The sequence below is a fragment of the Pseudomonas sp. WP18 genome (assembly GCF_036689585.1).
Classification (GTDB): Bacteria; Pseudomonadota; Gammaproteobacteria; order Pseudomonadales; family Pseudomonadaceae; genus Aquipseudomonas; species Aquipseudomonas chlororaphis_E.
This window is the reverse complement of record NZ_CP144758.1, coordinates 1954820-1972609: the sequence shown is the minus strand read 5'-3', so window position 1 is coordinate 1972609 and position 17790 is coordinate 1954820. Positions and strand designations below refer to the sequence as shown.

The window sequence follows — 17790 nt, the reverse complement described above, 5'->3', positions numbered from 1 at the left end:
AGCTGAAAGCCTTGAGTTACAAGGCCTGCGTGGATCCAATCAGCAATCGATCAACGGGCCGTGATCCTCCAGGCACGGTGGATCTTGCCGTTGCGGGCAAAGTCCGGATCGATGGTCTTGGCGGTGATTTCCTCCACCGCGTAGCGCTCGCCGAGGTTGTCCTCGAGCTGGAACTTGCGGAAATTGTTGGAGAAATACAGCACGCCACCCGGTGCGAGGCGGGCCATGGCCAGGTCCAGGAGCTGGACGTGGTCGCGTTGCACGTCAAAGATCCCTTCCATGCGCTTGGAGTTGGAGAAGGTCGGTGGATCGATGAAGATCAGGTCGTATTCGTCGCGACTGGCTTCCAGCCAGGCCATGACGTCACCCTGTTCCAGGCGGTTCTTGTCGGAAAAACCGTTGAGCGAGAGGTTGCGTCGCGCCCAGTCCAGGTAGGTTTTCGACAAGTCGACACTGGTGGTGCTCCGAGCACCGCCCTTGGCCGCATGGACGCTGGCGGTCGCGGTGTAGCAGAACAGGTTGAGGAAGCGCTTGCCGGCCGCCTCTTTCTGGATCCGCAGGCGCATCGGCCGGTGGTCGAGGAACAGCCCGGTGTCCAGGTAGTCGGTGAGGTTGACCAGCAGCTTGACGCCACCTTCGTTGACCTCGGTGAACTTGCCCTGGGCGCTCTGGCGCTCGTATTGCTTGGTGCCGCTCTGGCGTTCGCGACGCTTGATCACCACGCGGCTCTTGTCGACGCTCAGGGCCTGGGGAATGGCCGCCAGGGCATCGAACAGCCGGGCCGAGGCCTTTTCCGGGTCGATGGATTTCGGCGCGGCGTATTCCTGCACATGGACCCAGTCATGGTACAGGTCGATGGCCATGGCGTATTCCGGCATGTCGGCATCGTAGACCCGGTAGCAGTCCACACCTTCACGTTTGGCCCACTTACCCAGCAACTTGAGGTTCTTTTGCAGGCGATTGGCGAACATCTGCCCGCCTTCGCTCAAGCGTGCCTGCTCCACCACCGGGGCGGGGACAGGAGCCGGCTTGATCGGGTTGCCATTCTTGTTGTACTGGCGCTCCTGCGTTGCCGCGGGCGCTTGCTGGTCAAGGAGGGCCTGCTCGCGCTCGGCCTGACGCTGTTCCGGGGTGCGACGCTCGCCGGTGACGAACTGGTCCGGCAGCACCTTGATCAGCAACAATTTGCACGGCAAGGCGCCGTTCCAGAACGAATACTGCTTGTGGCTGCGGATGCCCATGCGCTTGCCCAGGTCCGCCGCGCCGGTGAACACCGCGGCCTCCCAGTTCAGGCAGGCCTGGCGTAGGCGCTCGCCGAGGTTCTGGTAGAGGTAAAGCAGGCTCGCTTCGTCGCCAAGCCGCTCACCGTACGGAGGGTTGCAAATGACCAGGCCTTTCTGGTTCTGGTCCGGGCGGGGTTCGAAGGTGGCGACTTCGCCCTGATAGATCTTGATCCACTCGCTCAAGCCGGCACGCTCGACGTTGTTGCGGCCCGGCTGGATCAGCCGTGGATCAGCCTCGTAGCCGCGAATCCACAGCGGCGGCTTGGCCAGCCCGGCGGCAGCGCGGGCGGTGGCCTCTTCGTGGAGTTTCTTCCACAGCGCCGGCACATGGCCGAGCCACGCGGTGAAGCCCCACTGCTGGCGACGCAGGTTCGGCGCCATGTCGGCGGCGATCATGCCGGCTTCCACCAGGAACGTGCCCACGCCGCACATCGGGTCGGCCAGCGCCCCGCCTTCGGCGGCGATGCGCGGCCAACCGGCCCGGATCAGGATCGCGGCGGCGAGGTTTTCCTTCAGCGGCGCGGCGCCCTGCTGCAAGCGATAGCCGCGCTGGTGCAGGCTGTGGCCGGAAAGATCGAGGGACAGGATCGCTTCGCCACGGTCCAGGCGCAGGTGGATGCGCAGGTCCGGGTTGAGCTTGTCGACGGACGGCCGCTCGCCCGACGGGGTACGCAGCTTGTCGACGATGGCATCCTTGACCTTCAAGGCGCCGAAGTGGGTGTTGTCGATGCCCGAACCGTGTCCGCTGAACTCCACCGCCAGGGTGCCGTCGGCCAGCATGTGGTCTTGCCAGTCGACGTCCAGCACGCCGTGGTACAGGTCGTCGGCGTTCTTCATCTCGAACCGCTTGAGGACCAGCAGCACCCGGTTGGCCAGGCGCGACCACAGGCACAGGCGGTACGCGGTCTCCATGTCGGCCATGCCGCGCACGGCCGAGGTGTGCTCGCGCGCCTCTTCAAGGCCAAGCCCGACGGCTTCCTCGATGAGCAGGCCTTCGAGGCCCTTGGGGCAAGTGAGGAAGAGTTCGAAACGGTCGGACATGGGATTCCAGCGCCTTTGGCTAAGTGGACCGGGCAACGCATTGCCGGGTCGGGTTCAGTCAGGTGCTTTTCTCAAGAGCACCCGCGTGGCACGAAGGTGTGCCGCTCCACCCTCGCCGCTCAGGTTAAAAGAGCTTAGATGCGGGGGCAGATAAAAAATTCTGTGCAACAAATTGTGAAAACCCGACCCTTTCGTCGAATAGTACCCGAGTGCAACGGAAGGACATTCTCATCCGGGTCAGGACCGCGCCTTTGAGCGCAGGGCTGATCATACAGGGGTCTTGCTCAAAAGCGGACGCTGAACATCAAGTTACTTATCGCCCTAACATCTTTATTGTTACGTGCTTATGACAAAACGATCATTCCATCCATGTGACGCTTTGGTTAGAACTCAACACAGGTTGACGTCGCCACGGCGCCAACACCTTGGCTCGTCACGCCGGCAACGAGCCACCAACGGCAGAATGATTCTGCCCCGGCCCCGACAAGGGCCGACGCTAAAGAAACAGTCAACAAGTGAGGGCAACACCCTATGAGAAGACTTAAGCGTGATCCGTTGGAAAGAGCATTTTTACGCGGTTACCAATATGGCGTTGGTGGTAAATCCCGTGAGCTTTGCCCCTTTACTCTACCGTCAGTACGTCAAGCCTGGATCAACGGCTGGCGAGAAGGACGCGGCGACAACTGGGACGGTATGACCGGCACTGCGGGTATCCATAGACTCAACGAACTTCACGCCGTCGGCTGACACAGGGCTTAACACTCGAGAACTCGACAATCTGATGTGCCAATCGATTTAACCACGCGCGTCCCATCCGGACGGCGGGCTACGGCCCAGGGGCTCCTTCGAGGAGCCCTTTTTATTGCCGGAATCTTATGAACAACGCCGATGCCTGGCTGTGAACACAGGTGTGGCGAGGGTGCTTGCTCCCGCTGGGCTGCACGGCAGCCCAAACACCATGACACACGGTGATTCAGTCATATCGCGTTAGCAGATTTCGGGAGTGCTTCGCACTCCAGCGGGAGCAAGCTCCCTCGCCACAATGGATTTGCCCGATTTTCAGAAAGGCTGAATCAACCCAACGCCGCAATCGCATCCACCGACTCACGAATCAACGCCGGCCCCTTGTAGATGAAGCCCGAATAGATCTGCACCAGGCTCGCACCGGCGCTGATCTTCTCGGCGGCATGCCGTCCCTCGGTGACCCCGCCCGCCGCGATGATCGGCAAGCGCCCCGCCAGTTCGGCGGCCAGGACCTTCACCGTGTGGGTGCTCTTGTCACGCACCGGCGCGCCAGACAAGCCGCCCGCCTCGTCACCGTGTTCCAGCCCTTCGACACCTTCGCGCCCCAGGGTCGTGTTGGTGGCGATCACCGCGTCCATGCCGGTCTCAACCAGGGCCTGGGCCACCTGGGCGGTTTCTTCGTCGCTCATGTCCGGGGCGATCTTGATGGCCAGCGGCACATGCCGGCCATGGATCACCGCCAGTTCCGCACGACGACGGGCCAGGTCGGCCAGCAGTTGCTTGAGGGAGTCACCAAATTGCAGGCTGCGCAGCCCCGGGGTGTTCGGCGAGCTGACGTTGACGGTCACGTAGCTGGCGTGGGCGTAGACCTTGTCCAGGCAGATCAGGTAATCGTCGACGGCGCGCTCCACCGGTGTGTCGAAGTTCTTGCCGATGTTGATCCCCAGCACGCCCCGGTACTTGGCCGCCGCCACCCGGGCGAGCAGATGGTCGACACCGAGGTTGTTGAACCCCATGCGATTGATGATCGCCTCGGCTTGCGGAAGGCGGAACAGCCGCGGCTTGGGGTTGCCCGGCTGCGGACGCGGGGTGACGGTGCCGATTTCCACGAAACCGAAGCCCAACTGGGCGAACCCGTCGATGGCCGCACCGTTCTTGTCCAGCCCCGCCGCCAACCCGACCGGGTTAGGGAATTCCAGGCCCATCACCGTCACCGGCAGTTTCGCCGGGGCCTTGCACAGCAAACCGTTAAGCCCCAGCCGCCCGCCCGCGCCGATCAGGTCCAGGGACAGGTCGTGGGAAGTTTCGGGGGAAAGTTTGAACAGCAGCTCACGGGCCAGGGTGTACATGGGCGGGTTTGACTCGATCGACGAAATGAGCCGCGGATTATAGCCGGGGTGGAGCGCTGGGAGCGAGCAGCCGATGGCTGCCCACTCTTGGGCTGGATCAATCCGTGGTCGTTTCCTGCAGCGTATGGGTGTTGCTGGTTTGCTTCAGGTTGGCAAAGATAAGTGGAAAGTAAAGAAACATCATCATCACGGCGAAACAGCCATTGAGAAGATGGCCCTGGGTATCCTCTCCGAAGTCGTACTCGCTCAACAAAGCGCCTGCCGCACCTACGACCAGACTGACAGCGTGGCCATACGATAGGCGTGCCCCCGCCACATTCACGAATGCATCGGCTAATTGAGTCCTGGTGGGCCACTGAACACCCGCGCGAACCTCCAACGCCATTTGTCGTAAAGACTCCGGATCAGAAAAGACCGAATCCGACCCTGGCTGGGGGGATAGCACATGCCAACTCTTGCAGATAATCAAGGTAGACACATCGGCTACCATTCCGAGCGCATTCAATCCGGCTTTGATAGCGTCCGCCCCGAAATCGTGATCCATCGCCTCGACGGCCCTGGCAGGCCCACTCAATGGCATGACCTTACCCAGTTCCGCCAATGCAAATTGAAACGCGCCATAAGCCGCTGCTGTAACAGCGGTTGACGCTGCGTTCGCGGAACCTGCGTTGTCTTTCAAAGGGAAAAAGGATTGAGCCAGCGCCCGGGCCATGATGTACACGACCCCGCCGGCCATTGCAGGGAAAAGCTTTGACGCCGTTCCCGTGAGAACGGCCGCGACACAGCCTCCCAGCGCTGCAGACGCTATGCACACACTCCCCAGCCGAGATTTCCAGCTCGCCTCCCCTGAGACCTCTCTGCGGATAGCCCCCATCAGCGTCAACGCTGGCCCCGTCATTGCCAGCGCCACAGCCGCCCATGCCCGCGTGGCCTCAGGTGTATCACCCGCACCCAGAGCGTGTTCGACGAGATAGCCAACGTACTCGCGCAACAAGGTGGTCAGCGCAATGATTACCCCCGTGTTCCCGGCGACATTCAACAGATTGAGACCTGGCCCCTTGGCGGATTCGAGCAGTTCCATGCCAGCCTCAAGTACAGACTTCAAGCGATCCTCACGATTCTCGCAGCCTTCGGCCCTTTCATTTATTAAATCAAAAATTGCATGGCTGTCAGGCTCGTGAAGCGTTACACCGGTTTCGACAAATTGCGTAATCTGATCGGTTACATCGCGATCGTACTGTCCCAGGTCGGCAGAGAGTTCCTTCAGCGAGGCCGTCGTGGCATTACCCAGATGCACAAAACCCATTGCGACATGTTTAGGCGCCCCCAATTGGTCCAATTGAAAATCAGTAGTGTCCAGCAGTACAGATTCAAGCGTCGCTGATGTTTCTACCGAACTAGTTGAAGATGAAACGAAATCACTTCGGGCGACATCTGTAGAAATGCTCGCACCTTGTCCAATTTGCATGGTTATTTTTCCTTGCTCTCATATAAACCATCAAAACTTTCTCACCACTCACTCCTCTCCCACGCCTCATCCCCCATCGGCTCAAACACCTCACGCATCCACCCCGTGACAAACACCTCCATGGCAAACGCCAGCCCATTGGCGCCGCTGATCTCTTTGTAGAGCCGGGACTTTTCCAGCCCCTCGTCCTTCAATCGAAACAGCACCTGCAACGTGACCGCCTTCAATGCGCTCGCGGTGGGGTACGCCGCGGTGTGGCCGTCCGGTCCTCGCAGCCCGCGCAAAAATTCATAGAGGGCCTTTTCGCCCTGCCCCTCCATCCCTAACAGCCATTGATACAGTTGCTCGAACCCAGGGTCAGGGCGCTTGGTGGCGGTCAATAGTTCATGGGCGGCCAGCAAGCGCGATTCCAATGTTTGCACCGGGGAGCCGGCGTCGCGATCGAGGGCAACGGTGCCGGGTGTGGGTTCAATCTTCACAAGGCACATCGGCAGGCGCGGTGTGTGGGGCGAAACTGGCGCACAGCGCCGACAGGGCTTGCAACGCGGCCTGGTCCAGCACGCGCACCGAATCCGGCAAGTCGGCAATGCTCGCCAACAAGCGCGGCGCGAGCCGCTCGCGCGTGGCTTCCAGGTCGAACTCCAGCAGTTGATCCGCCAGCCGCAGCACGTAGCGATCCTGCGGGTGGTACTCCAGGAGCAGTTCGCCCGACCAGTGCTTGCCCACGCGCTCACGCAGTTCATCGCCGCGCGGACGACAGTGTTGCGGCAATAACACCTGCAACACCGCGTCGCTGTCGCCGGCTTGCCCGACCAGCCAGCGCGCCAGCATGTCGTCCAGCCATTGGGGCTGGTCCAAGGCCTGGGCGAGCAGATCGCCCGCAGCCCGGATCAGTTGCTGGTGCAGTTGTTGGCCGAGGGTTTGGGCGGTCGACAAGCCTTCCGCCAACTGCCCGGCCGCCCGCAGGATGCCCTCGGCATACCCCTGCCGGAACGCCTCGGCGTGCACCGCTTCGGCCTCGCGCCGCGCCTGTTCGAGACATTCTCGGGCCCGGCGCTGGGCTTCGAGTTGCAGGCGTCGACGGCGGCGGGCAGCAGCGATGTCCTCGCGGGCCAGGTGCACGTCTTCGTCAACGGGCAGGTCAGCGATGGATCGGATCGAGTCGAGCATGCTGCACCGCCAGGAAGAAAAGCGTCGGGTCCGGTTCAGGGACCGGCCACTGCCGATGCAAGCCCACGACCGGTTCGGAAAACTGCAAGGCCAGGCACTCCAGCAGCCACGGTGGGACCTGCCTGTGCCAGCCCCACAGCGCATTGAGGCCGGCCGCTTCGACCTGCTCGATTGAAACCGGCAGGCCCGCGACCGGCAGGCCGCCGCGGGCCCCTAGGCGACAGCCGGCGAACCGGCGCACCGACGCCGGCAGGCATCGCCATGCCGCCCCTCGCGCCAACGCGGGCCACAGCCGATAGGCCCCCATCAGCAACGCCACGCAGGGCAACTGCCGCCACTGGCGAACCCACTGTTTTGCCACGCCGCCCAGCGCTGTCGAAGGCAGCGCCAGTGGCAGCGCCAGCCCATCACGCAGCATGTCATTGAGCCGCCGGCGCGCCTCTTCGCCCTCGAAGTCCGGCGGCACCACCAGGCGCTGCGGGTGCAGATAAGCCAAAGGCTCGACGAGAAGACGCCGCAGGCATTCAACGTCCGACATCACGTCGCCTCACACCGGCAAAGTGGTAAAGCCAGGCCGCTCCACCAGCCACCAGTAGTCCGCTCATCACCCCCAACAACCACGGCCAGGGCGAATACCCTTGGGTGGTCAACCGCGATGGCGCAACGTGCTGGGTCGGCGAGCGCCTGGACAGCACCACCGAGATGTTCTCGTAGTCCACCGCGGCGAAACTGTTCTTGAGGAAACGCTTGATGTCGTTGATCAGCAATTGCGCCTCGACGTCGCGCTCATGCAACACCATCGCCGAGAGGTGCACAGGCGCAGGCTTGCGACCGCCCTCGCCGGCGTCCAAGTCATAGCTGATGTGGACCCGCGCCGACACCACCCCTTCGAGCACCCCCAGCGATTGCTCGACGCGCTGTTCCAACGCCGAATACAACCGGGCCTTTTCCGCGCGGGGCGAGGCCACCAGGGCGTCGGCGGGAAACATCTCGGAGACTTGCAGGCGCGGCCTGGAAGGCAGCGCGTAGAGGTTGAGCAGGTCGACGGCGGCGGCAAAATCCAGTGGATCGATCTTCACCGCGTAACCGGTCTTGCCGGTGTCAACCTTCACCGCGGCAATGTTGTTGCGCTGCAACACCGACAGCACTTCGTTGGCCTGTTGCTGATCCAGACCCTCCAGCAGGCTCGGCTGGCGGCACCCCGCCAGGGCCAGGCACAGCAACACGCAACAAAGGCTCGTTCTCATGAAGCACGCAACAGGGTTTCGGCGGTGCCCACGGCCTTGCGCACCATCACGTTGAGCAAGTTGATGTCGACGTTGTATTGCCCGGTCAGCTCCTGCAACTGGGCCAACACGTCAGGGTCGGTGACGTCGGGGCGGCGCAGCAACTGACCAATAGCCGAGACATCCTGCCCGCTGTCAACGAAAGCCCTGGCATAGCTGTCGATCAGTCGCGACTCCAGCGAAACGATCGGCCCCTCCTGGGGGCCATGCAATTCAGCGATGGCCAACCGCTCGATGGCCGCCGGGTAAAGACTTTGCAAAGGCATACGGTGCACTCATGAAAGGGCCATCGTCACACGCGATGGCCAGCCGAAAGAGAACGCGTCAACGCGCCGCCTGGATGATCGCCATGTCGATGTCCTTGAAGCCCTTGATCGTGTTGGTCTGGGCGTTGCGAAAGACCGTGTACGAGGAAAACGCGGTCTGGTAGGCCGCCAGCAGCCCGGGGTCGGACGCATCGTTTTTCAGCTTCTCCAGCGCTTCGTCCAAGGCTTCCTTGAGTTTCTTCGCACCCTCTTCGAATGCCGCGGCCTGCTCACCGAGAAAGTCATCGGGGAATGTGATGGGGAGTCCGATACCAGCCATGCGTCACCTACTCTGTCTGATTTAGAAAATGCCAGGACGAAGACCCCGTCTTGACGTAGCCCTGGGGGCCGGTTTGAAACGACTTGCCCTTGAGCGCGTCGTCCTTGAGCTCGACGGTGAAGTGCACGTAGCGATCCCCCCACTGCCGGTAAAAATCGTCGACGTACTGGCGCGCCGCAGCCAGCTCGGCATCTTGCAAGTTGCCCTCGACGGCGAACGTGACACTGTCGCTGTGCTCGACCCGGCTGAAGGCCAGCGAGAAGCGTTGCAAACCGCCCTGGGCCAGGTCGGCCAGTGTTCGGTCATCCTGCATCTGCAGCAGGACATCGCGGGCATACGGCGCCGCCGCCAGCAGTGTTTCGAGCAGGCGCGCCTGGCTGTCGGGCGTGAGCAGGTTGCGTTGTGCGCTGAGCCACAGGCGCGGCAATGACGGGTCCTTGAGATCGAGCACATGCCAGGCCAGTTGCGGGTCATGGTCGATCAGCACCTGCTCCAGCCGACGCCGCTCCTGCTCCAGCAGCAGCACCGTCCCCTCGAAGCCGGGGCGGCGAGTCAGCACCTGACGGCTCCAGCCGGCATCGCGCTCGCTGGAGACAAACACGTACACCGCCCCATCGCGCCCACCCAGCACCTGTACCTGGGCACTGGCGCCGGCAATCAACGCGCGAACGGCGGTTTCAGACGCCGGTCCCGGTCGCGCCACGAAGCCGAGCCCAATCGCCAGTGCAGCCAGCACCAGGCCGCAGGCGATCCAACGGGACCGTGGGCTGTTCCACGCGATGGGGGCGGCTGCATGATCAGGCGCAGCGCTCGGATGCTTGAAAAGATCGGGCGCCCAACCTTCGTTCTGGGCTCGCAAGGCGATGTACAAACCACCGACCTGGACCCTGGCCTGGAAGGCCGCATGGCGAACCTCGACCGAATCGCCGAGCACCCGCAACGGCACGCTCTGCGGCGTGGCCTGGTCGGCCAGCACCTCGAAGTTACAGCCACCGGTCTGCAGTGGAACGAAAATGGCCTCGGCAGGCACACCGGCCGAAAGCGCGCCCTCCTCCAACAGGTCCACCGCCCCGACCACGAACACCGTGGTGCCTTCGCCCAGCGCAAACTCGCAGCCCTGCAACGGGCCATTGAGTATCCGCAGGACGCAAGGCTGTAGCGTAGGGGCCGTCGGCACTGTCACCGTCCAAACTCCAGGGCAGTCGAATGAGCCGCCATGGTAGGCACTGCGCAAACAGGCTTCCTGATCGAAATCTGCCGGTTGTGCCGCGCAAGGGATCAGAATCCCGAGAAAGCCCCGTGGCGAAGCTCATCCGTCCGACGGTTCGGTTGCAGGTCGTCCTGGCTGGCCCTGAGTGAGCGCTTGGTAGCGCTGCCAGACCTTGCGCGCATAGCGCAGGCGTGCGGCCTGGCGATGGGGTGAGTTGCCCGCGTTGTAAGCGCCGACCGCCGTCCAGTTGTAGCCATGGCGGGCGATGAATTCGGCCAGCACCGACGCCCCGACTTCCACCGACAGGCACGGTTCTTCCAGCAAACGCCGCTCGGTGATCCCCTGGCGTTGCAGACGCGGCAGATGGCTGCTGTTGACCTGCATCAGGCCAATGTCGCGGGTGCCGTTGCGGTTGTGGTTGATCGCGCCGGGCTGCTGCCCCGACTCGACCTCGGCAATCGCTTGCAGCAGCTCGGGTTCGATGCCATGCAACTGCCCGGCCTTGCTCCAGCACCAGGCATTGGCCTGCGTCACGCCCAGGCCCAGACCGAGACACACCGGCCAGCACAACCAAGGATTGCGACGCCCCTTCATGCCAGGCGCCGCTCGCCGGCCCTGGTCAGCTGCTCGTCAATGCGCCCCTTCAACAGTCGGGCCCGGACACAATCGGGATCGTGCGCCAGGCACTGGTCGATGACGCTCGCAGCCAGTTCGTTACGGCGCCAGAACCAGTGATGCCAGGCGTGAAAGTACAACACGTCCGCCTGATCGGCCGACAACAGGCAGCGTCGAAACAACACCTCGGCCGCCTGTTCGCAGCCGCGCAGACTGGTAAGCAAGGCCAATCGCGTCAACGCCGGCAGGCTGCCGGGGTCCAGTGCCAAGGCCTTGGAAACCGCCACATGGGCCTCTTCGATGGCCCGCTCCTGATCGACCACCCCGATCATCGCCTGCCCGAGCCAGACATCGGCCATGCCGCACCACGGTGGCGCGTACCCGGCATCGAGGTTCACACACTGCCTGAACAGCACCGCCGCATCGCGCAGGCTCTGGACCGTGTGTCGTTGCACTTGGCACAGCCCGTTGAGATAAGCCACCGCCACCGGATAGGCACCACACCGATCACCCACCGGGCGCAGGCCGGGCACGCGCTGGGCCACCAGACACGTCAGCGCGCCCAACGCCTCGCCGGCATCGCGGGCGTCCAGCGTCTGCCCATGGAGCAACGCCTGGTCGGCGCCGCGCATCAACTCGACCGACCACAGCGGCGCCGCGCTCGACCCGCTGAAACGCCCACTCAGGCAGTAATCCACCGACAACCGCCCGACCCACGAACGCACGTCCTCCACGGCCCCACAGGCCGCGATCAAGCCCGAGGGAATAACCCGCAACGCCTCGCCGAACGCCACGCTCAACTGACGGATCATTACATCCTGCAGATCCAGCGCCGCCGTCTCATCCAGATTGCGAAACGGCAGCACGGCCAACGAAGGCGCCGTAGCCCTCGCCTGGCTTGGCCCATCGAGCGCCACCACCGGGCAGGTGAATCGATACCCCTGGCCGTACACCGTCGCGATGAAATCCTTGTTGTCCCTGAGCAACTTGCGCAAGGCATAGATGCAGCGGGTCAACGATTCCTCGGCCGTGTCCATGCGGGGCCAGACCTGGTCCAGCAGGTGGTCCTTGCCGACCACCGAACCCGCCGAACCCAGCAACAGGCGCAGCACGTGCAATTCTTTGGGGGGAACATGGACACCTTGTCCGTCTCGCGTCAGCGTTCCATCGCTTTGCAATAGCCAGTGGTCGAACACGAATGATCCGACCGGCGTTTGATCAGTTGCACTGTCCATACTCTGAGATTTCTCTATAGAAAGTTACTGAAGCGCAATTGAGCCTGCCGGGTGGGCAGGCTCGGGATGGCGAGGTGCGTGACTATAGGAAGTTGACTCAGGCTAATCCGTAGGAAAAAACAACTTATGTCACAATGAAAACACGACCAGGCTTGTAGGATTATTCCACCAGCAGCAGCAACCCAAAGCCAACCAACAAAAAACAACGAAGCACTTAAACTTCGACAACTGAAAAAAGTGAACTCAGTAATTCCTGAGTTGCGAATAGGGTTTAGCCTTGCCCGCCCCCAATGTAAGAATTTCGCTATTATCTTGCCAACCGTGACTTTTATAGAAATAAAAGCAGTCTTCACCTTCCGCCGTCTGCTTATACATCATCTGCATCCCAACACCATTCAGCAGAAGACTCGACTCCAGCAGAACCTTCCTTGCATCATCAACGTTATCACACTTGAAAAAAGTAGTTACTCGCTCACTCAATTCCAACAAAAGCAAGGCAAAACCCCGATTATCATTGTATTGTCTAAAATCTGAAGTCGATGCATGAATCACTTTATTTCCGGCCACTGCCAAATCGACGATTGGCTCACGCAAATCCCATAGCACCCCATCGTAACCTTGAAATCCGTTACCCTCCACGAGAGCCCGAAGACTGTCCATTGCCCATTCGGGATATGTAGCATCAGCTTGCTTTAATGAAAAATCTTTATTGACATTCTCCTTCCCAAATAATTCAGTCGTTTTTATGCCAGGAGCAATATTAACATTCAGCATACCTCGCTGCTCCGCCTCTACCTTTAGATCTTTGAGCGCGTCATGCTTAAACGAACAGAAAATTATATCCTCCAGTGGAAATTTATCAGCCTGCCTAACTCCCTCACATACCAAATCCAATATTTCGGAGACCACTGTCGAATCTTTTATTTCAATATTCAACAAAATAGGTCGCTGCTCATATTTCGCCAATACATCATTAGCATTATTGACGAGCTCAGCCACTTCTAAAAACGTGGGCATAACCTCTCCATCGCGCCCTATCGACACCTCTCTCAACTGATCAATCGTTTTTTTACCGACTAGATATGAGTCTTTCGTCTCACCAAAAGGTAACTGAGCGCCCGTACGATCTGCTCCGTACTCATTGCGCCAAATTTCATCATCATGCGTAACAACAACAGTGCCATCCGCCGCTTTGAAGATATCAATTTCAATAGCGTCTGCGCCCTGCATGATGGCAGCCCTGATGCTAGAGATACTGTTTTCGGGAGGCAACTCCTTTGGAAAGGTGGAGCCAAACACACTCGTCGGACCTAGACCCCGATGGGCAACAAGCAATAGGTTATTCCCCGTACGCTCTCTAAGCAGGTCATTATTACCTCTAGACTGTAACATCTCCTGAATTTCCTGCTCGTTTAAATCAAGACGCGACTCACCCAAGGCTAGTGAACTAACTCCATCACAGACCGAAACCAGAGAAGAAATACCCGCACCAGCAGAAGCCTGACAAAACATAATAAACCTCAAGCACCAAAAAACAACATCGACAAAACATTAAATCAACAAAACGACAATATTTAAATCATTACCTCCTCAACACGTCCTGCACAGTATTAATTATATCCATAACAGACCTCCATCTTGCCACCTGATCTGGAGGAACCTCTATATCAAACTCCTCACCAATCAGCACAACAATTTCCACCACCCCCATAGAGTCGACATTCAAGTCTTCAACTATTCTCAAGCAACTTTCCAAGTTACACGACACACCCAAATACTCGGACAGTATATAAGCAACCTTAGCCTCAACAGAAATCTCAACGACCGACAAGCCCATCCACAGCACCTACACGAATTAAAAATTCAACATCGCCCGCAACATATCCGCAAACTGATTCAAATGCGCCGACAGCGTCTTGTTGAAGTTGTCGTGGTAGGCATTGGCGTTCGAATACTTCTGGGTCAACGACTGCAGCAGGTTCTTCATACGTTCTTCCTGGGCGTTGAAGCCGGTCTGCCACTGGTTGTACTTGGCGGTGTCCCAGGTCACGGTGCCGCCGCTGGCGGGCAGGCCTTCCTTCATGAGGGTGAGCGGGTCAAGGTCGATGACCACGCACCAGGTGCCGTCGCCGTTTGGCTTGAGACACCTGCCGGGCAGGCCCAGGGCCTTGAGCCATTTCTCGGCTTCGTCCTTGCTGGCGCCGCCTTCCCCGGGTTTTGGAAACAGCACGGAGGCCGGGTTGGGATGGCTGTATTTTTCGATCAGCCGGGTCAGTGCGGCGCGTAAGGCACCGGCATCGAGCTTGACGTCCTTGCCGTCGTTCGCGCCCTCGATCCAGTCCTTCATCTGCGCGGTGATCTCGGCGTTGAAGTCGGCGAAGAAGTCCGAATAGGCGGCGATGATGTGCTCGTAGCCGGCGAGGTAGCCGTTTTTGATCAGGTCGATCAGTTCGAGGAGCTTTTCGAAGAAATCGTTCGAGGAATTGATCGAGGCGTCCAGGGCCTCCGCGATCTCGATGGGTTTGTCCTTGTCCAGGTGCACCTTGAGATCGCGCAGGATTTCGCCTTGTTTGCTTTCGAGCTGGCGAAGCCGGGTTTCGTCCAGAGCACTCATGCAACCGGTCATGGCCGCGCTGCACTGACGCAATTGCAAGCTCCACAACTGCGACCGTGTGCGCTTGGCGTGGATCTGTTCGAAGGCCTCTGCGAGATCCATCTTCGCCAAGCCTTCGGCCGTCAGGCTCTTCAAACGACCGATCGTGTCTGCCGAGCATTCGAGCATTCGTTGGAGGTGGCGATTGAGCGTCTTGAAAGAACGCTCCAATACGTCCACCGGTTGGAAGGCCGACTGACCCATCGCGCTCATTTCAGGCGGGGCCGGCGCGGGATCCGAATGATCGGCATAGGTCGCTTGCCGAGGCGTTTGGGTGACACCTTGTATGTCCATCTTATGAATGCCCTCAAGCGGCAACGGCACGCACGACGTCGGCGCGCGATTGGAAAAGCTGCATCACCATGTCCATCAGCTTCTGCAACAACGCGGCTTCGGCCGCGTCTTTCTGCGCGACTTCATCGGCCAGGCTCTTCTGGCTGTTCTGCGCGCTTTGCTGCAGCACTTCCTGCTCCCGGGCGGCGTGCTCGGTGAGGCGCACCACGTTGGCCACTACCTGGCTTAAGTTCATCGACATGGCGCCGAGGGCGCGGCCGATTTCCAGTTTTTTCTCGATGCCCTGGCTGCCCATCTGGCTCAGCCAGTCGGAGGTCTGGCCGACCTTCTGGGCCTTGAGGATCTCACCGTCGAACCAGGCCTGTTCCTGGGGCGTCAGGGTGGCGCCCTTGGGTCTGAAATCGACGGTGGTCGGACGGGCGAAATCATCCAGGGTGTTGATCTTGTAGGTGGTCTTCGGGTCCCAGTCCTCCCGCTGGCGCTGCAGCTTGAGGTCGCGTTCGAGGTTGCCGGCGTCCAAGGCGTTGCGCCTGTGCAGATCGATGTCGGCGTGTTTCAGCGCCTGCCCGTGGAGGGTCTTGACCATGGAAAAGCCGGCGACGGCGCCGGACACCACGGCCGCGGTGATGGCGCTGTACAGCGCCGCCTGGCCGGACTCGACGATGGCCCTGCCTTGGGCCTTGGCCGCGTCGGATGCCATGACGGTGAAATGGCCGCGCAGTTGCGCGTTGGCGACGCGCGCGATGTTCAGCGCAATGATCGCGGCCACCAACACGTTGGCGTGCTTTTCCCAGGCACCGGGGTCGAAGATCAGTTCGTTGCGCGCGTCGTCGCTGAGCATCATCGAGGCCGCCATGAAGTCTTGCCCATCCGCTTCGGTGGGCTGATAGGCGTTGATTCTGCGTTCGAGCTCAGTCGCCGCGATGAAGCTGTCGCGTTCGAGTACCTGACTGGCGGTGGCCGCGTCGAACACCGCGGAACCGGAGCGATACGTTTTGGACGGGTGCTCTGGGTTGGCATCGACCCGTACAGGGGCGATCCCGGTCGTAGCGTAAGGATTGATCATCTCGGATACCTGGGGTCAGTGATTGATTTCAAACATGCCGAACCATGCTCAGGCTCACGGCATGGCTGCGTTGCAGGTCGGCGAAGACCTGTTCGATCTGTCGGGTCCTGTCGCGCATCGCTTGCCCGTAGTCCTCGACCACCTGGGTCAGGTACCGGCTGATTTCCTCGCTGATCGCCATGCGCACCCGCACGTCCGCCAGGTGCACGGCGGCCTGGGCCTGGTGCTTGCCGCTCTGGATCTGCAACCCGCCCTGCACCGCCACGCTGCCGAATTCGGTCAGGGCCTGGGCGATCTCCAGGTTCGCGGCATAACGGGCCAGCGTCACCGGATCGGCGCCGTGGGTGATGAAACCACGCAGTTGGGTCAGCGCCTGCGTCAGGGCGTTACCGACCGACGACGCCATCTGCTTCATGGCTTGCATGGCGGCGGGTGCTGCCTGGGCGGCCACGGAAGCGAGTTTCGAAGCGACGGCACTCACCATTGGCCCGATCACCTGCACCCCGACCATGGCGACCAGGGCCACCGCCGCCAGGGTCGAGATCACGCCCTGGATCATGCCGGCGATCTGGGCGATGTCTCGGGCCTTTTCGGGATCGACGCCGAAATCGATCAAGAGCTGGGTGTAGAGCTCGGTGAACCGCTTGATGGCTTCCTGCATGACGACGGTCAGCGGCTTCATGGCCTCGGCCATGAATGACTTGCCGGTTTTTGCTTCCACCACCGCATCGCCGATCATCACCGCCGCGCCGATCACGCCCACCGCGATCAGCACCGGGTTAGCGGTCAGCACGCCAGCGACCAGGGTGGCAGCGCTCACTATCGCCCCGACGATCTTGCCGATGCAGCCCATGGTTTTCTGCAGTGCCTCGGCCTTGCGGACTTCCTCCAGGTATTTATCCGACTCACGCTTCATGTGTTCCTGAAGCTTGACCTGCAACTCTTGGAACAGCGCCTGGCTGAGTTCCTCCTTGTTCTGCGCCGCCTCACCCAGCAACTCGATGATCTTGAGGCGATTGAGCAAGGCCAGTGCACTGCTGCTGAGGGCTTTCTCATCGGTGTCCTGGGTGGCGGAGCCGCTCATGCCCGACACCACCACCCTGGCGACCAAACCGCTCAAGGTGTTGGCAAAGGCATTGGCGATGCCGATCAATTTCAGGTGGGCCTCGGTCGCCGCGCTAAAGGCTTGGGTGTGGCTCGCCAACTCGCCCTTGAGCTGGTCATGGCGGCTCAGTTCTTCAGCGTACTCGGCGGACCCTGGGTCCAACTGCGCCAGCCGGGCTTCGCTTTCGGCCAGCAAGCCCTGCGCATGCACGAGCCGCTCATGCAATTGCTCGAGATGCTCCTGGCTGCTGCCGACCTGCCCTTCGGCCGCCGCCCAGGCCTGGAGTGCCGCGGCGTAATCGGCCGAGAGGCTTTCCAGCCCCTGCTGCCGGGCGCTCGCCATGCTCTGCAGCATCGCCAGGCGGTTCTTCAGTTTGTTGACGTCGACTTCACCGATCAGCTCGCTGATCATCGCCATCAACAAGGTGAACAGGTCGCCATTGGTCTCCTGCCTGTTGCCGTCGGCTCGCAGCGGCGGATGCAGCACGGGCCGGCCCAGGCTGGAGGTGGACGGGCCACCCTGGCCTTCGTAGCGCACCGACATCAGGTCCTCCAGGGCCTTCTGGCCCGCCTCGCGGTACTGCGTGGTCCTGGCGGCCTGGCTGGCGGCGGCGCCGTAGCGCTCAAAGGCCTCGGCGCGGTTCATCGTGACGCCCGGGTACGCGGGGCGGGTAATCTCACTCATGT

General features: G+C 61.0%; 18 protein-coding genes. 1 reads left to right on the top strand and 17 read right to left on the bottom strand.

Features of this window, described 5'->3' with window-relative positions; translation table 11 throughout:
* Positions 1 to 50: 50 nt before the first annotated feature.
* Positions 51 to 2324, bottom strand: coding sequence for a bifunctional 23S rRNA (guanine(2069)-N(7))-methyltransferase RlmK/23S rRNA (guanine(2445)-N(2))-methyltransferase RlmL (gene rlmKL / locus V5F23_RS08700; protein WP_338498058.1), 2274 nt, complete (start codon positions 2322 to 2324; stop codon positions 51 to 53).
* A 531-nt stretch (positions 2325 to 2855) separates the two neighbouring features.
* On the opposite strand from rlmKL, the gene V5F23_RS08695 reads away from it, so the two are divergent.
* On the top strand, positions 2856 to 3071 hold the full coding sequence (locus V5F23_RS08695; RefSeq protein ID WP_003223300.1) for a ribosome modulation factor: 216 nt from the start codon (positions 2856 to 2858) through the stop codon (positions 3069 to 3071).
* 326 nt (positions 3072 to 3397) lie between these two features.
* On the opposite strand, the gene V5F23_RS08690 is transcribed toward V5F23_RS08695, so the two are convergent.
* The 16 genes from V5F23_RS08690 to sctE all read right to left on the bottom strand — a co-directional run bounded on the left by V5F23_RS08690 (position 3398) and on the right by sctE (position 17788).
* The gene (locus tag V5F23_RS08690; protein WP_047737386.1) at positions 3398 to 4417 is read right to left on the bottom strand and encodes a quinone-dependent dihydroorotate dehydrogenase; all 1020 of its coding nucleotides are present in this window, start codon (positions 4415 to 4417) and stop codon (positions 3398 to 3400) included.
* 97 nt (positions 4418 to 4514) lie between these two features.
* Positions 4515 to 5885 (bottom strand): hypothetical protein, encoded by a 1371-nt coding sequence (locus V5F23_RS08685; protein ID WP_234407858.1) that lies wholly within the window; start codon positions 5883 to 5885, stop codon positions 4515 to 4517.
* A 41-nt stretch (positions 5886 to 5926) separates the two neighbouring features.
* The gene (locus V5F23_RS08680) at positions 5927 to 6373 is read right to left on the bottom strand and encodes a hypothetical protein (RefSeq protein ID WP_042730850.1); all 447 of its coding nucleotides are present in this window, start codon (positions 6371 to 6373) and stop codon (positions 5927 to 5929) included.
* Positions 6354 to 7055, bottom strand: coding sequence for an HrpE/YscL family type III secretion apparatus protein (locus V5F23_RS08675; RefSeq protein WP_042730849.1), 702 nt, complete (start codon positions 7053 to 7055; stop codon positions 6354 to 6356). The genes V5F23_RS08680 and V5F23_RS08675 overlap by 20 nt, the downstream gene beginning before the upstream one ends.
* Positions 7027 to 7593: a secretion system protein gene (locus tag V5F23_RS08670; RefSeq protein ID WP_042730848.1), complete on the bottom strand. Its 567-nt coding sequence runs from the start codon at positions 7591 to 7593 to the stop codon at positions 7027 to 7029. The genes V5F23_RS08675 and V5F23_RS08670 overlap by 29 nt, the downstream gene beginning before the upstream one ends.
* A complete protein-coding gene (locus V5F23_RS08665) occupies positions 7580 to 8302 on the bottom strand; it encodes an EscJ/YscJ/HrcJ family type III secretion inner membrane ring protein (protein ID WP_042730847.1) in 723 nt (240 codons plus the stop codon). Before V5F23_RS08665 ends, V5F23_RS08670 begins: the two co-directional genes overlap by 14 nt.
* A complete protein-coding gene (sctI, locus tag V5F23_RS08660) occupies positions 8299 to 8607 on the bottom strand; it encodes a type III secretion system inner rod subunit SctI (protein WP_212803571.1) in 309 nt (102 codons plus the stop codon). Before sctI ends, V5F23_RS08665 begins: the two co-directional genes overlap by 4 nt.
* Positions 8608 to 8665: 58 nt before the next feature.
* On the bottom strand, positions 8666 to 8926 hold the full coding sequence (gene sctF / locus V5F23_RS08655; RefSeq protein ID WP_042730845.1) for a type III secretion system needle filament subunit SctF: 261 nt from the start codon (positions 8924 to 8926) through the stop codon (positions 8666 to 8668).
* Between the two features lie 7 nt (positions 8927 to 8933).
* On the bottom strand, positions 8934 to 10109 hold the full coding sequence (locus tag V5F23_RS08650; protein WP_338498047.1) for a PrgH/EprH family type III secretion apparatus protein: 1176 nt from the start codon (positions 10107 to 10109) through the stop codon (positions 8934 to 8936).
* A gap of 126 nt (positions 10110 to 10235) precedes the next feature.
* The gene (locus V5F23_RS08645; RefSeq protein ID WP_047737394.1) at positions 10236 to 10730 is read right to left on the bottom strand and encodes a transglycosylase SLT domain-containing protein; all 495 of its coding nucleotides are present in this window, start codon (positions 10728 to 10730) and stop codon (positions 10236 to 10238) included.
* Positions 10727 to 11863, bottom strand: a complete 1137-nt coding sequence (locus tag V5F23_RS08640) for a winged helix-turn-helix domain-containing protein (protein ID WP_244868267.1) — start codon at positions 11861 to 11863, stop codon at positions 10727 to 10729. Before V5F23_RS08640 ends, V5F23_RS08645 begins: the two co-directional genes overlap by 4 nt.
* Before the next feature lie 366 nt (positions 11864 to 12229).
* Positions 12230 to 13498, bottom strand: coding sequence for a glycerophosphodiester phosphodiesterase family protein (locus tag V5F23_RS08635; RefSeq protein WP_123578615.1), 1269 nt, complete (start codon positions 13496 to 13498; stop codon positions 12230 to 12232).
* 70 nt (positions 13499 to 13568) lie between these two features.
* Positions 13569 to 13697, bottom strand: a complete 129-nt coding sequence (locus V5F23_RS08630; RefSeq protein ID WP_338498878.1) for an acyl carrier protein — start codon at positions 13695 to 13697, stop codon at positions 13569 to 13571.
* A gap of 144 nt (positions 13698 to 13841) precedes the next feature.
* Positions 13842 to 14933 (bottom strand): IpaD/SipD/SspD family type III secretion system needle tip protein, encoded by a 1092-nt coding sequence (locus V5F23_RS08625; RefSeq protein WP_212803568.1) that lies wholly within the window; start codon positions 14931 to 14933, stop codon positions 13842 to 13844.
* A gap of 13 nt (positions 14934 to 14946) precedes the next feature.
* Entirely contained in the window at positions 14947 to 15999 is a 1053-nt protein-coding gene (locus V5F23_RS08620) for a cell invasion protein (RefSeq protein ID WP_042730838.1), read from the bottom strand.
* 28 nt (positions 16000 to 16027) lie between these two features.
* Complete coding sequence (gene sctE / locus V5F23_RS08615; RefSeq protein ID WP_338498036.1) at positions 16028 to 17788, bottom strand: type III secretion system translocon subunit SctE; 1761 nt, start codon at positions 17786 to 17788, stop codon at positions 16028 to 16030.
* Positions 17789 to 17790 lie beyond the last annotated feature (2 nt).

Coding starts and splice junctions, on each gene's coding strand:
- V5F23_RS08665 (WP_042730847.1), bottom strand. CDS start 8,302: ATGAGAACGAGCCTTTGTTGCGTGTTGCTGTGCCTGGCCCTGGCGGGG.
- V5F23_RS08635 (WP_123578615.1), bottom strand. CDS start 13,498: ATGTTTTGTCAGGCTTCTGCTGGTGCGGGTATTTCTTCTCTGGTTTCG.
- sctF (WP_042730845.1), bottom strand. CDS start 8,926: ATGGCTGGTATCGGACTCCCCATCACATTCCCCGATGACTTTCTCGGT.
- V5F23_RS08690 (WP_047737386.1), bottom strand. CDS start 4,417: ATGTACACCCTGGCCCGTGAGCTGCTGTTCAAACTTTCCCCCGAAACT.
- sctE (WP_338498036.1), bottom strand. CDS start 17,788: ATGAGTGAGATTACCCGCCCCGCGTACCCGGGCGTCACGATGAACCGC.
- sctI (WP_212803571.1), bottom strand. CDS start 8,607: ATGCCTTTGCAAAGTCTTTACCCGGCGGCCATCGAGCGGTTGGCCATC.
- V5F23_RS08695 (WP_003223300.1), top strand. CDS start 2,856: ATGAGAAGACTTAAGCGTGATCCGTTGGAAAGAGCATTTTTACGCGGT.
- V5F23_RS08630 (WP_338498878.1), bottom strand. CDS start 13,697: ATGGGGGTGGTGGAAATTGTTGTGCTGATTGGTGAGGAGTTTGATATA.
- V5F23_RS08645 (WP_047737394.1), bottom strand. CDS start 10,730: ATGAAGGGGCGTCGCAATCCTTGGTTGTGCTGGCCGGTGTGTCTCGGT.
- V5F23_RS08625 (WP_212803568.1), bottom strand. CDS start 14,933: ATGGACATACAAGGTGTCACCCAAACGCCTCGGCAAGCGACCTATGCC.
- V5F23_RS08670 (WP_042730848.1), bottom strand. CDS start 7,593: ATGTCGGACGTTGAATGCCTGCGGCGTCTTCTCGTCGAGCCTTTGGCT.
- rlmKL (WP_338498058.1), bottom strand. CDS start 2,324: ATGTCCGACCGTTTCGAACTCTTCCTCACTTGCCCCAAGGGCCTCGAA.
- V5F23_RS08675 (WP_042730849.1), bottom strand. CDS start 7,055: ATGCTCGACTCGATCCGATCCATCGCTGACCTGCCCGTTGACGAAGAC.
- V5F23_RS08620 (WP_042730838.1), bottom strand. CDS start 15,999: ATGATCAATCCTTACGCTACGACCGGGATCGCCCCTGTACGGGTCGAT.
- V5F23_RS08680 (WP_042730850.1), bottom strand. CDS start 6,373: ATGTGCCTTGTGAAGATTGAACCCACACCCGGCACCGTTGCCCTCGAT.
- V5F23_RS08685 (WP_234407858.1), bottom strand. CDS start 5,885: ATGCAAATTGGACAAGGTGCGAGCATTTCTACAGATGTCGCCCGAAGT.